Annotated in this window: 9 protein-coding genes; 5 read left to right on the forward strand and 4 right to left on the reverse strand. The window is 42.0% G+C overall.

Annotation, left to right across the window (positions count from 1 at the left end; translation table 11 throughout):
* Positions 1-103 precede the first annotated feature (103 nt).
* Positions 104-6487, reverse strand: a complete 6384-nt coding sequence (locus tag PL9631_RS17375; RefSeq protein WP_083622264.1) for a HAMP domain-containing protein — start codon at positions 6485-6487, stop codon at positions 104-106.
* Positions 6488-6879: 392 nt separating this feature from the next.
* On the opposite strand from PL9631_RS17375, the gene PL9631_RS17380 reads away from it, so the two are divergent.
* The 4 genes from PL9631_RS17380 to PL9631_RS17395 all read left to right on the forward strand — a co-directional run bounded on the left by PL9631_RS17380 (position 6880) and on the right by PL9631_RS17395 (position 11007).
* A complete protein-coding gene (locus tag PL9631_RS17380; protein WP_083622266.1) occupies positions 6880-7851 on the forward strand; it encodes a carbohydrate kinase family protein in 972 nt (323 codons plus the stop codon).
* 114 nt (positions 7852-7965) lie between these two features.
* Positions 7966-8367, forward strand: coding sequence for a photosystem II protein Psb27 (gene psb27 / locus PL9631_RS17385; RefSeq protein ID WP_083622268.1), 402 nt, complete (start codon positions 7966-7968; stop codon positions 8365-8367).
* Positions 8368-8552: 185 nt separating this feature from the next.
* Entirely contained in the window at positions 8553-10067 is a 1515-nt protein-coding gene (locus PL9631_RS17390; protein WP_083622269.1) for a family 10 glycosylhydrolase, read from the forward strand.
* Between the two features lie 82 nt (positions 10068-10149).
* Positions 10150-11007 (forward strand): prohibitin family protein, encoded by an 858-nt coding sequence (locus PL9631_RS17395; protein ID WP_042157494.1) that lies wholly within the window; start codon positions 10150-10152, stop codon positions 11005-11007.
* Positions 11008-11010: 3 nt separating this feature from the next.
* Here the strand turns inward: PL9631_RS17395 and PL9631_RS17400 are convergent, their stop codons facing one another.
* A complete protein-coding gene (locus PL9631_RS17400; protein WP_042154316.1) occupies positions 11011-11391 on the reverse strand; it encodes a DUF5615 family PIN-like protein in 381 nt (126 codons plus the stop codon).
* An 11-nt stretch (positions 11392-11402) separates the two neighbouring features.
* Positions 11403-11645: a DUF433 domain-containing protein gene (locus PL9631_RS17405; protein WP_083622271.1), complete on the reverse strand. Its 243-nt coding sequence runs from the start codon at positions 11643-11645 to the stop codon at positions 11403-11405.
* 116 nt (positions 11646-11761) lie between these two features.
* On the opposite strand from PL9631_RS17405, the gene PL9631_RS17410 reads away from it, so the two are divergent.
* Positions 11762-13702 carry an ABC-F family ATP-binding cassette domain-containing protein gene (locus PL9631_RS17410; RefSeq protein ID WP_083622273.1) on the forward strand — a complete coding sequence of 647 codons (1941 nt, stop codon included), beginning with the start codon at positions 11762-11764 and terminating at the stop codon, positions 13700-13702.
* On the opposite strand, the gene galT is transcribed toward PL9631_RS17410, so the two are convergent.
* The gene (gene galT / locus PL9631_RS17415; protein WP_083622309.1) at positions 13695-14711 is read right to left on the reverse strand and encodes a galactose-1-phosphate uridylyltransferase; all 1017 of its coding nucleotides are present in this window, start codon (positions 14709-14711) and stop codon (positions 13695-13697) included. The two genes, PL9631_RS17410 and galT, sit on opposite strands and share 8 nt — an antisense overlap.
* Positions 14712-14746: the final 35 nt, after the last annotated feature.

A 14746-nucleotide genomic window follows, 5' to 3' on the forward strand; every position in this document is an offset into this window, starting at 1 on the left:
CAAAGTCCGCCTGCGCGGACTGAAGAAATTCAACCCGCGCAGGCGGGTTTCGTCTGTGTAGACGCGGTTTTAACCGCCCGGTCAAATTAATTCGGCTACTTTCCTAACACCGAAGCCAAACCCGCAATAGTGAAAGAAGTTGCTGAATATCGACGGGTTTAGGAATATAATCGGAGGCGCCTGCTTCTAAACATTTTTGTCGATCGCCCTGCATTGCCTTAGCCGTCAGAGCAATAATTGGTAATCGTTGGAAAGACTCAATCTGCCGGATCGCTTGAATCGCTTCATAGCCATCCATCTCTGGCATCATAATATCCATTAACACCACATCAACATCAGGGGTGCTTTGCAGCAGGGCAATTCCATTGGCTCCACCATCAGCATAGATCACTTTTAACTGGAAGGATTCCAGCATACTGGTGAGGGCAAAAACATTTCGCACATCATCATCGACAATTAGTATTTTCTTACCGCGCAACTCAGGAGCTTTCTGCTGTAACTCTCTGAGTAATTGTTGCTGCTTGGCTGAAAGTTGCTCGATCGGTTGATGGAGCATTAGTGTTGTTTTGTCGAACAGATGGGGCATGGCGAACTCCTCTTTCAACACAATTACCGCGTCTGCCTGTTCTAAGATTACTCTTTGTTGATCGGATAAGTCCGGGTTCGCGTAGGCGATGATCGGCAAATACTCAAAAGCGTCCTTTTTCGCGTTTTCCTCACGAATATGTTGAATCAAGCTAATGCCATCCATGTCGGCTAGGCTTAGATCCACTATGAGACAATCGAAGGGCTGAGTTTGCAGTAAATTTAATGCTTCTGTGCCATTATTAATCGCAGTTATAAGAACATTCTGATTGCTAACTAGCTCAGTAAATTGTTGCTGTTGGTTAACCTCGGATGCTACCAGTAACAAATGGCGCGGCTCTTGTTTGATTGAATCCTGAATCCGGGCAAACACCTGATTTAATTGTTCATTACTAATTGGTTTCTGCCAAAAAGATGCGGCTCCTTGTCGCAAACCCTGATGATGATCTCTCTCGGTTATGGTGATGATATGAACGGGAATATGTCGGGTAGTGAGATCATGTTTAAGGTGATCGAGAACCACCCAACCATCAAGAATTGGCAGGGCAATGTCGAGAATAATCGCGTCTGGTTTGTATTGGTGTGCGAGTCTTAACCCGATTTCTCCTTGAGTAGCAACTAGGATTTTAAAGCTTTGGTTGTGTCCAAGTTCTACTAATATCTGACTGAAGGAGTCGTCATCTTCAATTACTAATAAAGTTCGATCACCTGCCACAATCTGATCGCGATCATCTAAAAGCGAACTATAACCTGAAGATGGCGTTGAAACTGGGGGAGGCGACGAGATCCCCGACTTCTCCAAGAAGTCGGGGATCTGTGTAGCTGAGGCAGATGGCGCGATCGCAGCCACGGTTTCTGGTTTACTTTCTTGATAAATTTGTGGTAGGTAAAGGGTAAAAGTGCTCCCCTTTCCGAACTGACTAACCAGGGTAATTTTACCACCGAGTAATCGTGTAATTTCGCGGCTAATTGACAAACCCAAACCTGTACCACCATACTTGCGGGAAGTTGTGCCGTCTGCCTGCTGGAATGCTTCAAAGATGACTTTTTGTTTGCTTAATTCAATCCCAACACCCGTATCACTCACGGCAAAAGCTATTACCTGTTTGGCTTGGTTCAGACTCTGATCGTCCATTCCCCATCCCTGAGTCACCGTCGCTACGGATAATCGAACTTCTCCTTTTTCTGTAAATTTAAAGGCGTTGGAGAGTAGGTTTTTCAGAATTTGCTGAAGCCGTTTAACATCGGTGTAAATAGTTCGGGGTAAATTAGCATGGAACTCAACTGTAAATTTCAAGTGACGTTCTTGCGCGACTTGGGTAAAAGTACGCTCAATAAAGTTCTTTAGTTCGGGTAAGGGTAAATACTCTTGCTGGACGGATATTGTACCGGATTCGATTTTGGCTAGATCAAGAATATCATTAATTAAGGCTAATAAATCTGTGCCTGCCGAGTGAATTGTTGCGGCATATTCAACTTGCTTTTCACTCAAACTGCCGTCATTATTTTGGCTCAACAATCGAGCTAATAATAGTAAGCTGTTTAGAGGTGTTCGCAACTCGTGAGACATATTCGCCAGAAACTCGGATTTGTATTTAGACGTGAGGGCGAGTTGAGTTGCTTTTTCTTCTATTGCTAATCGAGCCAGGTCTATTTCTCGGTTTTTACGCTCTACTTCTTCATTTTGATTGGAGAGTAATTTGGCTTTTTCTTGTAATTCTGCGTTGGTGTTTTGCAGTTCCTCCTGTTGGTTTTTCAAGAGTTCTTCTGAGGTTTGTAATGATTTAGCTTTTTGTTCTAATTGTTTATTAGTTTCGGTAAGTTCTTTTTGTTGACTCTGCAATTCTTCTGTTAAAGATTGAGATTGTTTGAGTAGTTCTTCGGTTCGCATTCCGGCCGCAATTGTATTTAAAACAATCCCGATACTTTCAGTTAATTGATCTAAGAAGGTTAAATGAATTTCACTAAAGCGATCGAAAGATGCTAATTCCGTTACGGCTGTTACTTGGCCTTCAAATAGAATTGGCAACACCACCACATTTAACGGGGGTGCTTCCCCTAAACCCGAACTGATGCGGATATAATCACGGGGAACGCGAGTCAGTAAAATTCGCTCTTTTTCTAAGGCGCATTGACCGACTAAGCCTTCACCTAATTGAAAACGATTAGCTAGATGTTGCCGTTCATTAAACGCATAGGTACTGAGGAGTTTCAGGTATGCTTGCGCTCCTACTGACGAATCCATCAGATAAAATACGCCATGTTGTGCGGATACCAGAGGAGCCAATTCGGAGAGAATTAATTTTGATACGGTTTCTAAATCTCGTTGTCCCTGTAACATCCGGGTAAATTTGGCCAAATTAGTCTTTAACCAATCCTGCTCAGTATTTTTCTGAGTGGTTTCGCGGAGGTTGGCAATCATCTGGTTGATGTTATCCTTCAAGACGGCAACCTCACCCTGAGTATCAACCGCAATTGATCGGGTTAAGTCGCCTCTTGTTACTGCGATCGCAACTTCAGCAATAGCTCGGACTTGGGTGGTTAAATTCGCGGCCAGTTCGTTCACGTTGTCGGTTAAATCGCGCCAAGTCCCCGACGCTCCGGGCACTTTTGCCTGACCGCCTAATTTGCCTTCAATACCGACCTCCCGCGCCACCGTTGTCACCTGATCGGCAAAGGTAGCCAGGGTATCGATCATCTCGTTAATCGTATCTGCCAGGGTTTCAATTTCTCCCTTGGCTTCTAATACCAGTTTGCGTTTCAAATCCCCATTCGCCACCGAGGTCACAATTCGCGCAATTCCCCGCACTTGGGCCGTGAGATTACTGGCCATTAAGTTTACAGAATCGGTCAAATCTTTCCAAGTACCCGCGACCCCTTTAACCTCCGCTTGTCCCCCCAGTTTTCCTTCCGTACCTACTTCTTTGGCAACCCGTGTTACTTCAGAAGCAAAGGAGTTAAGTTGATCCACCATCGTATTAATAGTATCTTTCAGTTCCAGCATTTCGCCTTTAACATCAACGGCGATCTTTTTAGATAAGTCCCCATTTGCTACCGCTTTCGTGACTTCAGCAATATTCCGCACCTGCCCTGTTAAGTTCCCGGCCATCAAGTTAACGTTATCAGTTAAATCTTTCCAGGTACCGCCAACCCCCCGCACATAGGCTTGACCCCCTAATTTACCTTCTGTTCCCACTTCCCGTGCCACCCGCGTTACTTCCGAGGCGAAGGAGTTAAGTTGATCTACCATCGTATTAATAGTATTTTTCAGTTCCAGAATTTCCCCTTTAACATCGACGGTGATTTTTTTGGAGAGATCACCATTCGCGATCGCTAATGTGACTACGGCAATATTCCGCACTTGATCGGTTAAACTGCCTGCCATAAAGTTGACATTATCAGTCAAATCTTTCCAAGTACCAGCAACCCCTTTCACCTCAGCCTGTACTCCTAATTTTCCTTCCGCGCCTACTTCACGGGCAACGCGAGTTACTTCGGAAGCAAAGGAATTGAGTTGATCCACCATGATGTTAATAGTGTTTTTTAACTCCAGCATTTCTCCCTTAACACCCACAGTAATTTTTTTAGATAAATTACCATTAGCCACCGCCGTTGTCACTTCGGCAATATTCCGCACCTGAGCGGTTAAACTACCTGCCATTGAGTTCACACTATCTGTCAAGTCTTTCCAGGTACCTGCCACCCCTCGGACTTCTGCCTGTACTCCTAGTTTGCCTTCTGTTCCCACTTCTCGCGCCACCCGTGTCACCTCAGAGGCAAAGGAATTAAGTTGATCTACCATCGTGTTGATGGTGTTTTTTAGTTCTAAAATTTCCCCTTTGACATCGACGATAATCTTTTTGGAGAGGTCGCCATTAGCCACCGCCGTTGTCACTTCGGCAATACTTCGCACCTGGGATGTTAGATTACCCGCCATTGAATTTACATTGTCGGTGAGATCCTTCCAAGTTCCGGCCACTCCTCGGACTTCTGCCTGTACCCCCAATTTTCCTTCTGTTCCCACTTCCCTCGCCACCCGTGTCACTTCCGAAGCAAAGGAATTAAGTTGATCCACCATGATGTTAATGGTGCTCTTTAACTCGGACATTTCTCCTTTAACATCTACAGTAATTTTCTTGGATAAATTACCGTTAGCTACGGCCGTCGTTACCTCGGCAATATTCCGCACTTGGGAGGTTAAACTCCCGGCCATAAAGTTGACGGATTCGGTTAAGTCTTTCCAAGTTCCGGCCACCCCTTTAACATCCGCTTGTCCGCCTAAAATGCCTTCTGCTCCTACTTCTCGCGCTACCCGTGTTACTTCAGACGCGAAGGAATTTAACTGATCTACCATTGTATTAATGGTGTTTTTCAGTTCTAAAATTTCGCCCTTGACACTGGCTGTAACTTTCTTGGAGAGGTCGCCATTAGCGACGGCGGTGGTCACTTCGGCAATATTCCGCACTTGGGATGTGAGATTACCCGCCATTGAGTTAACGTTATCGGTCAGGTCTTTCCAGATCCCGGTCACGCCTTTGACTTCTGCCTGTACTCCTAATTTACCCTCGGTTCCCACCTCTCGCGCCACCCGTGTCACTTCAGAGGCAAAGGAGTTCAACCGATCAACGGTGCTGTTAATGATGTTTTTTAACTCCAGCATTTCGCCTTTGACATCAACGGAAATTTTCTTAGATAAGTCACCATTGGCGATGGAAGTCGTCACTTCTGCCACATTTCGCACCTGGGCTGTTAAACTCCCGGCCATAAAGTTGACGGATTCGGTTAAGTCTTTCCAGGTACCAGCCACCCCTTTTACATCGGCTTGCCCCCCCAGAATCCCCTCCGCACCCACTTCTCGCGCTACCCGGGTGACTTCCGAGGCAAAGGAACTGAGTTGATCCACCATCCGGTTAATCGTGTTTTTCAGTTCCAGAATTTCTCCTTTCACATCTACTGTGACTTTCTTGGAGAGATCCCCATTCGCTACAGCCGTTGTCACATCGGCAATATTTCGCACCTGGGCTGTGAGATTACCAGCCATTGAGTTTACTGAATCAGTTAAATCCTTCCAAGTCCCCGCGACTCCGGGTACTTGTGCCTGTACGCCTAATTTGCCTTCGGTTCCGACTTCTCGCGCTACCCGCGTCACCTCAGAGGCAAAGGAACTCAGTTGATCCACCATGATATTAACGGTGTTTTTGAGTTCTTGAATTTCCCCTTTCACGTCTACTGTGACTTTCTTGGACAAATCCCCATTGGCTACCGCCGTTGTCACATCGGCAATATTCCGCACCTGTGCTGTCAGGTTCCCTGCCATTAAATTAACTGAATCGGTCAAATCTTTCCAAGTTCCGGCAACGCCTTTCACCTCGGCTTGTCCCCCCAAAATCCCCTCTGTTCCCACTTCCCGTGCTACCCGTGTCACCTCAGAGGCAAAGGAACTCAACTGCTCTACCATCGTGTTAATGGTCTGGGTTGTTTGGAGAAATTCTCCCTTGAGTTGTCTGCCATCAATATCTAAGGGAATAATCTGGGATAAATCACCATTAGCCACAGCCCGAATCACCCTGGCGGTTTCTGCCATGGGCTGCACCAAGTCGCTAATCAACATATTGATGGAGTTAATCGCGTCCATCCATTGGCCATTCGCATTATTAACGGTAGCCCGTTGGGTGCTTTTGCCCTCTTTCCCGACTACCGTACTGATGCGCTCAAATTCTTGCACCATGAGTTCGTTGCGCTCAATAACATCGTTGAGTTTGTCGGCGACTTTGCCGGCTAATCCCGTTTTATTGATCGGCATTCGGACAGAAAAATCGCCTTTCTCGAAGGCATTGAGTATTTCAAGGAGTTGAGAGACATCGAGATCGTCGGTGTTGGGAGGGAGAGATGTAGTTACCATAATGTTTGGGTAGTGGGGAAAGAATAAGTGAATTGATCGCGGCATTAATGCTCACGACTTCAGGATTAATAAAAATCTTTTATAATCAATCTATTGTTGGGGGCGATCGCCATCCCAAGAGAAATCATTAGGGTTGAGTAAAATCACTCAATCTTTGAGTTGTGGCTGCCGTGATTATAGCACAACAAAAAAGGGTAAAACTAATCGAGGGGTTTCAAAAATAGCCCGTTTTCTGCATAGCCATTAGGTGATTACGGGCATGGGATGGCTTTTCATATTTTGCCTTAATTTTAGTAGAGGTTGTAAAGGTTTGAGTAAAATAAAATTTAGGGTGTGTGCGCGTTGCTTACGCAGCCTACAATAGTTTAGAATGTTAATTGTTGTAAACTATTATGACTCATCCGCAAGTAATTTGTATGGGTGAAATCCTATTTGATCGGTTATCGGATGAATTAGGAAAACCCTTAGAAACCGTGGAATTTTGGACGGATTACCCTGGAGGCGCTCCGGCTAATACTGCTTGTGGATTAGTAAAATTAGGGATTCCCACGGCTTTTATTGGCTGTATTGGGGAAGATCAATCGGGAGATCAATTAGTGGAATTATTAACTAAAACTGGGGTTAATATTACGGGAGTTCAACGCCATTCTAGCGCGCCGACTCGGATTGTTTATGTGGTTAGAGATGCAAAAGGCGATCGCAGTTTTGCAGGATTTGGAGAGCGAAAAACCACGGAATTTGCTGATACTTATTTACAATCAGAACAACTACCAAAAGACTTATTTAAAACCGCAAAATTCCTGGTTTTAGGAACGTTAGAATTAGCCTATCAACCGAGTCAAGACGCTATATTAACAGCCCTTAAATTAGCGAAAAATTATAAAGTTAAATTATTTGTTGATATTAACTGGCGACCGATGTTTTGGCAAGATCCAGATCAAGCAATTAAACTCATTTTAAACTTTGTTCAAAATGCCGATTTTCTGAAATTAACCGACGAAGAAGCAGAATTATTATTTAATACCGTAGATCCAGAAGCGATCGCTAAACAGTTACAAATTCAAGGAGTATTTGTCACCGCCGGAGAACGGGGTTGTACCTACTATTTAGGAGGTAATTATGGGAAAATACCCGCATTTTCTGTTAATGTGGTCGATACAACCGGAGCCGGAGATGGTTTTACCGCAGGAATTATTTATCAATTCTGTCAACTCGGAATAGAATCTATTAATAATCCTCAAATAGCTGAAAAAATAGTTAGGTTTGCCAGTGCAGTCGGGGCATTAACCACAACAAAACCCGGTGCGATTGCAGCCCAACCTACTTTAACAGAAGTTGAAACTTTTTTAGAGAAATTTTTGTAATAATTTTTCCCAATTGTTCATCAAAAATAGGGAGAAACAAAGAAAAATCCATTTTAATATGGGGATAGACCCGGATTTTGATTATAATTTTTAATGCCAATTGTAATAAAGCACATGAAAAAATACATTTCTCGTCTGTTAGCCCTGGTTCTCGTGGCCGCCATTACTTTAGTCGGATGCGGTGGGAGTCCCTCGGGGATGTTAACGGGCACTTATTCTAAAGATACTTTAGCCGTTGTCGATAGCCTGAGAACCGCGATTCTGTTACCTGAAGATGCACCGGAGAAGCTAGAAGCTCAAGGTCAAGCCAAGGAGCTCATTAACGAATTTATCGCCCGTTACCGTCGGGATACTGCTGTAACGACCCTGAGTTCGTTTACAACTATGCGTACAGCCCTCAACGCCCTAGCTGGTCATTATAGCTCCTATCCCAACCGTCCCATCCCCGATAAATTAAAAGAACGTTTGGAACAAGAATTTAAACAAGTCGAAACCGCCGTTAGTCGGGGAGCATAATCAGTGATTACTGTAGAGACGTGCCACGGCGCGTCTCTATTATTGCTCTGTTTATTGATCCGTTTTAGGGGCGGTTTCTATAGTCTGGATAAACTTGCCCGTATCCATTATTAGTGTGTTTCCCTACTGATTTTATTTGGAACGTGGTGAATACTTGAAAATGTAGTAAAATTCAATAAAATTTTATGTCAAATTTAATGATTCAGCAACGCCATTTTTTAGGGTTATTATTAAACTTTTTGATAGCCATTTCCTTGAATCCCTTTCTGTTAATTTCTGTAGCCCATTCTCAAACCCTAGCTCAGTGCAAATTATCTCCCCAAGCGATCGCACAAAAAGAAAGTTTACGACAAGCCGTATTAACAGGAGATTCACAAGCACTTAAAAACTATAATATTATTCTAACTCAACACGCGCAACAAGTCAATCAATGTCGTCAACAAATTAATCCTAAAAATCAAGCGATTTGGTTAAGATTATATCCCTGTGATACGAGAACCGGAGAAATTGATCGAATTTTAGATAATATTATTAATAGAGGCTATAACAAAGTTTATTTAGAAGTATTTTATGACGGTCAAGTGTTATTACCTTCAAGTAAAAATCCCACAGCATGGCCAGCAGCCATCCGAATACCTGGAACGGAAAACCAAGATTTATTAGCAGAAACCATTCAAAAAGGTAGGCAACGAGGCTTAAAAGTCTATGCTTGGATGTTTATGTTAAATTATGGCTATACTTACACCTTAAAACCGGATCGAACATCGGTTTTAGCCGTCAATGGGAAAGGAGAAACTACCACAACGGCAGTTTTAGACCAGACCAAAATAGACGAATATGGAGAAAGTTTTGTCAATCAAGGGTTTGTTGACCCCTATCATCCCGTAGCCAGACAAGATTATTTAACCCTATTAAATGCTATCTTACAACGTCGTCCCGATGGCGTTTTATTTGATTATGTTCGCTATCCTAAAGGGTTGGGAGCAGATTCCGTTGCCTCCAAAGTAAAAGACCTATGGATTTATGGAGAATATGCTCAACAGGCATTTTTAAATCGAGCCAGTAGTCAGAAAGGACGAGACTTGATGCAGCGATTTTTACAGCAAGGATTTATTACCGAAATTGATGTTAAAACAGTGAATGAAAAGTATCCTGATGAAAAGGATAAACCCTATTGGCCTGATGAAAAAGAGTGGAAAACCTTAGCATCTATTCCCAAGATGGGAGAAACCTTACAACTACAATTATGGCGGCTGAGTGTTGCCCATGCCAGACAAGGAGTTTTAGATTTTTTAGCCCTAGTCAGTCAACCCGTACAAAGCCAAGGAATTCCCGCCGGGGCGGTATTTTTTCCCGAAGGAAATCGCAGAATTGGGCAGATGGGATTTGACTCTCGAATGCAGCCTTGGGATCAATTTTCTCCCTCTATAGAATGGCATCCCATGTCCTATGCTGTCTGTGGTCAAGTGAATTGTATTACCGCTCAAGTGCAGCAAGTTGTAACTCAAGCTCCCCCAGGAACTCAAGTGATTCCAGCCCTAGCGGGAGATTGGGGAAAATCAATTAAAAATCGCCCTTCTTTACAACAGCAAATGGCGGATATTTATGCCACAATTCCTCAAATTAATGCCTTTAGTCATTATGGATATGACTGGCAAGATTCTGAAGAAACCAGGCAAAGAAAGTTTTGTAAACAATAATCAATCCTATCGGATTAACCTTAGCTGTGGTTCAGATTTGATCAATAACGCTATAATTGTTTTATCAATTGGAGTTAGTTTTATGAAAAGTGCAGAACCTCAAGCTGGGTTAACCAGTATTTTTTTGGGAATTGCCTTAGCCGTATTAGCCTTAATTTCGGTCAATTCTTTTGTGATTATTAACCCAGGTCAAGCGGGGGTATTGAGTGTTTTAGGAAAAGCTCAAGATGGGGTATTATTAGAAGGAATCCACTTTAAACCCCCCTTAGTTTCTGCGGTTGATATTTATGATTTGACCGTCCAAAAATTTGAAGTTCCGGCTCAAAGTTCTACCAAAGATTTACAACAATTATCAGCGAGTTTTGCCATTAACTTTAGGCTTGACCCGATACAGGTAGTTAGGATTAGACGAGAACAGGGAACCTTACAAAATGTTGTTTCTAAAGTGGTAGCTCCCCAAACTCAAGAATGCTTTAAAATTGCGGCGGCTAAACGAACCATTGAAGAAGCAATTACTCAACGGGAATTATTAAAATCAGATTTTGATCAAGCCTTGAATGAACGATTAGATAAATATGGAATTATTGTCTTAGATACCAGTGTAGTTGATTTGTCATTTTCTCCTGAATTTGCTAAGGCAGTTGAAGAAAAACAAATTGCTGAACAAAGATCAAAACGGGCGGTTTATATTGCCCAGGAAGCCGAACAACAAGCCCAAGCTGATATTAACCGAGCCAAAGGAACAGCCGAAGCCCAAAGGTTATTAGCCGAAACATTGAAAGCAACGGGAGGGGAATTAGTCTTACAAAAAGAAGCAATTGAAGCATGGAAACAGGGCGGTTCGGAAATGCCCAAAGTGTTAATTATGAATGGGGATAATAAAAGTATGGTTCCCTTCTTATTTAATTTAGGAAATCTGACAGAAATGAGTTATGAATAACCGTTAGCGTTCAGACTCTTGTGATGGTTGATATTCCCAAATTTTGTTTTTTTGAATTATCCATAATTTACCTTCTAATTCTGCTTCCTCTAACCCACTAATTAGGGTATCAATTGCTTGATCTAAATCCTGCGGAGTAGGCGAAGAAGGTAAACGGATAACCACAATTCCTGAATAATTAGAGGGTTTATAGCGGAAGGAATTGCTAAACCCTCTATCCAAAGTAATTAAACATCTTCCCTCACAATGGCAAATTTTAATTAAACTGAAATCGTCCGTTGAACTCAGATTTTGACTTCTGACAGTTTCAACATCATGACCTGCTAAACGTAAGCGTGCTACAACACGAATATTACCTAGGTTTTCATCAAGTTTGATTTTCATTTTATGACTAATTAGCGAGATATGACCGGAATTTCTATATAAAAATTACGCGACATTTCAGCACCATAAGCAATACAAGCTAGAATATCTTCTCGTTCTATTCCAGGATATTCTTCTAAAAGGTATTCAATGGTGACTCCACTGGCTAAAAAATCCAAGATTAGAGACACCCAAATGCGATGACCCCGAATGCAGGGTTTACCAAAACAAATATTAGGGTCAATAGAAATTCGAGACAGTAAATCTGCTGGCATTATACTTTACCTATTGTCATCGGTGTAAGATCGACTATTTCATAGTATAATTATACTAGATTCCTGTGAATTAATTGATTCGGCTACGATTATCTATTTTTAATCTCTTAACACTTATGTCTATTTTTACCTTACAATCCGTTAAAAAAGAATTTGGAACCAAAGAAATTCTCCGAGATGCAAACTTTAGTTTAGATGCCACAGATAAAGTCGGTTTAATTGGAACCAATGGGTCAGGAAAATCTACTTTATTAAAAATGATTGCGGGACAAGAATCAATTGATGAAGGGCAACTTTGGGTTAATCCCCGGGCAAAAGTTATCTATTTACCGCAACAACCCAATTTAGATGAAAACCTCACGGTTTTAGAACAAATTTTTGCCGATAGTGGCGAACAAATGCACCTAATTCAAGAGTATGAAGACCTATCTCATAAATTAGCAAAACATCCCGAAGATTCCCAACTATTAACCCGATTTTCCCAAGTCATGCAACGCATGGATGCCACCAATGCTTGGGAACTAGAAAACACAGCTAAAATTATTTTAACAAAATTAGGAATAGAAGATTTTGACACTCCGATTCGCCAGTTATCCGGGGGATATCGCAAACGCATTGCTTTAGCAACAGCGTTATTAGTAGAACCGGATGTTTTGTTAATGGATGAACCCACAAACCATTTAGATGCGGCTTCCGTTGAATGGTTACAAGATTATTTGAAAAATTATCGCGGGGCTCTATTATTAATTACCCACGACCGCTACTTTTTAGACCAAGTAACTAATCGAATTTTAGAATTAGACCGGGGGGATTTATTTACCCATGCGGGAAATTATTCTTATTTTTTAGAAAAGAAAGCCGAAGCCGAGGATGTTGCTGTTAGTCAACAACGCAAACATCGGGGGGTTTTACGTCGGGAATTAGAGTGGTTAAGACGGGGGCCAAAAGCTAGGAGTACCAAACAAAAAGCCCGGATTCAAAGGGTTGAAGGGCTGCAAGATATGGAATTTAAACAAGTCCAGGGGAAAGTTGAAATTTCTACCCCCGGGCGTCGGATTGGTAAAAAAGTTATTGAATTAAATCATGTTTTTAAGTCCTATGATAATCGCCCTTTAATTCAAGATTTTACCTATAGTTTTAACCCCGATGACCGTTTAGGAATTATTGGGGGAAATGGGGTAGGAAAATCAACTTTATTGGATATGATTACGGGTCGAGTAAAACCAGACGAGGGAATAGTAGAAATTGGGTCAACTATTCATATCGGTTATTTTGACCAACATTCTGAGGATTTATTGGCGGCGATGAACGAAAATCAGCGCGTGATTGATTACTTAAAAGAAGTCGCAGAATTTGTCAAAACCGCCGATGGAACCCAGATTACAGCCTCGCAAATGTTGGAACGGTTTTTGTTTCCACCGAATCAACAATATTCTCCCTTAAACAAACTTTCTGGGGGGGAAAAACGAAGATTATTTTTATTACGGGTGTTAATGAGTGCGCCCAATGTGTTGATTTTAGATGAACCGACAAATGATTTAGATGTTCAAACCCTATCGGTTTTAGAAGATTATTTAGAGGATTTTAATGGTTGTGTAATTGTAGTTTCCCATGACCGCTATTTTTTAGACCGAACTGTTGAAACCATTTTTGCGTTTGAATCTGGGGGCATTTTACGACAATATCCCGGGAATTATTCGGTTTATTTAGATTATAAAAAAGCCGAGGAATTAGAGTTAAGCCGTCAAGGGGTAAAAGTCGAAGAAAAAACCTTATCTGCGGTTCCAGATGGGGACAAGTCTCAACGCTATTCCTGGGATAAAAGTGGACAGCGTAAATTATCTTCTAAGGAAAAGCGAGAATATGAAAAGTTAGAGACAAAAATTGCTGAATTAGAAGCAAAAAAAATAGACTTAGAAAAACAACTCTATCAAGCTCCTCCCGGGGCAGTTTCTAAGGTTCAAGACCTCCATCAACAGGTGGAAAATATTATCCTAGAAATTGATAATGCCACCGAAAGATGGTTGGAATTAGCGGAAATTGCGGCTTCTAGCTAATAATATCAGGAGGAACTTTAACCGAACGCAAAAACACCGCACTTTCTTCCGGTAAAGCCGTATTAATATACATCCCACTGCCCAATTCAAATCCGGCGGATAAGGACACCCGAGGAATTAGGGCAATATACCAATGGGAATAATCCGTGCGCTGTTCGGCGGTGGGAATAGAACGAATTGTATAGTTATAATCGGGATTATTTAATCCATAGTAAAGTTTAGCTAGAACATTTTTTAAAGTTTTAGCTAAATCCAAGATTTCCTCATCAGTAATTTCATCAAAAGAGGAACTATGACGACGGGGAAAAATCCAAGTATGGAAAGGAGAAAGGGCGGCATAGGGAATAAAAGCTACAAAATGTTCACTGGTAAAAATAATGCGTTGTTGGGCTTGTAATTCTTCCTTTAAAGTCCGACAAAAAATACATTCTCCGGTATCATCATAATGGCGAATAGCTTCCCTGGCGCGGTCACGCCATTGATAGGGAACAAGGGGAATTGCAGCAATTTGGGAGTGAGGATGTTCTAAAGAAGTTCCCGCTCCTTGACCATGATTTTTAAAGATAATAATAGTTTCTACCCGTGCATCTTGGCGAACATCAATATAACGTTGGCGATAAACTCGAATAATATTTGCTATATCTTTGATTTCCATTAACGCCATTGTTAAATCATGGCGAGGGTGTTCAATTATTACTTCATGAAACCCAAACCCTGATAAAGAGTGAAAAATGCCATCGCTTTCTCGGACTCTTTCACCTTCAGGAGATAAAGCAGGATACTTATTAGAAACAACGCGAACTTGCCAGTTTAAATCATCTGATAACTGCAATATTTCTCGACTTCCAGTTAACAACTCATTCCCTGGACAAAAGGGACAATTAGAACGATATTCAGGAGTAGGAATAAGTTGGGTTTCAGTTTTGGCAAATTCATCGGGTCGTTTTGCCCTTTCAGTGGCAATAATTACCCAATCTCTGGTAATTAGATTCTGTCTGAGTTCAGTCATATAAGAGGGAACAGGGAACAGGGAACAGGGAATAG

The organism is Planktothrix paucivesiculata PCC 9631 (genome assembly GCF_900009265.2).
GTDB classification, from domain to species: Bacteria; Cyanobacteriota; Cyanobacteriia; order Cyanobacteriales; family Microcoleaceae; genus Planktothrix; species Planktothrix paucivesiculata.

Excerpts from the sequence above, each read along its gene's own strand:
- PL9631_RS17395 (WP_042157494.1), top strand. The coding sequence starts at position 10,150 with ATGAAAAGTGCAGAACCTCAAGCTGGGTTAACCAGTATTTTTTTGGGA.
- PL9631_RS17410 (WP_083622273.1), top strand. The coding sequence starts at position 11,762 with ATGTCTATTTTTACCTTACAATCCGTTAAAAAAGAATTTGGAACCAAA.
- PL9631_RS17390 (WP_083622269.1), top strand. The coding sequence starts at position 8,553 with ATGTCAAATTTAATGATTCAGCAACGCCATTTTTTAGGGTTATTATTA.
- PL9631_RS17400 (WP_042154316.1), bottom strand. The coding sequence starts at position 11,391 with ATGAAAATCAAACTTGATGAAAACCTAGGTAATATTCGTGTTGTAGCA.
- PL9631_RS17375 (WP_083622264.1), bottom strand. The coding sequence starts at position 6,487 with ATGGTAACTACATCTCTCCCTCCCAACACCGACGATCTCGATGTCTCT.
- PL9631_RS17405 (WP_083622271.1), bottom strand. The coding sequence starts at position 11,645 with ATGCCAGCAGATTTACTGTCTCGAATTTCTATTGACCCTAATATTTGT.
- psb27 (WP_083622268.1), top strand. The coding sequence starts at position 7,966 with ATGAAAAAATACATTTCTCGTCTGTTAGCCCTGGTTCTCGTGGCCGCC.
- PL9631_RS17380 (WP_083622266.1), top strand. The coding sequence starts at position 6,880 with ATGACTCATCCGCAAGTAATTTGTATGGGTGAAATCCTATTTGATCGG.
- galT (WP_083622309.1), bottom strand. The coding sequence starts at position 14,711 with ATGACTGAACTCAGACAGAATCTAATTACCAGAGATTGGGTAATTATT.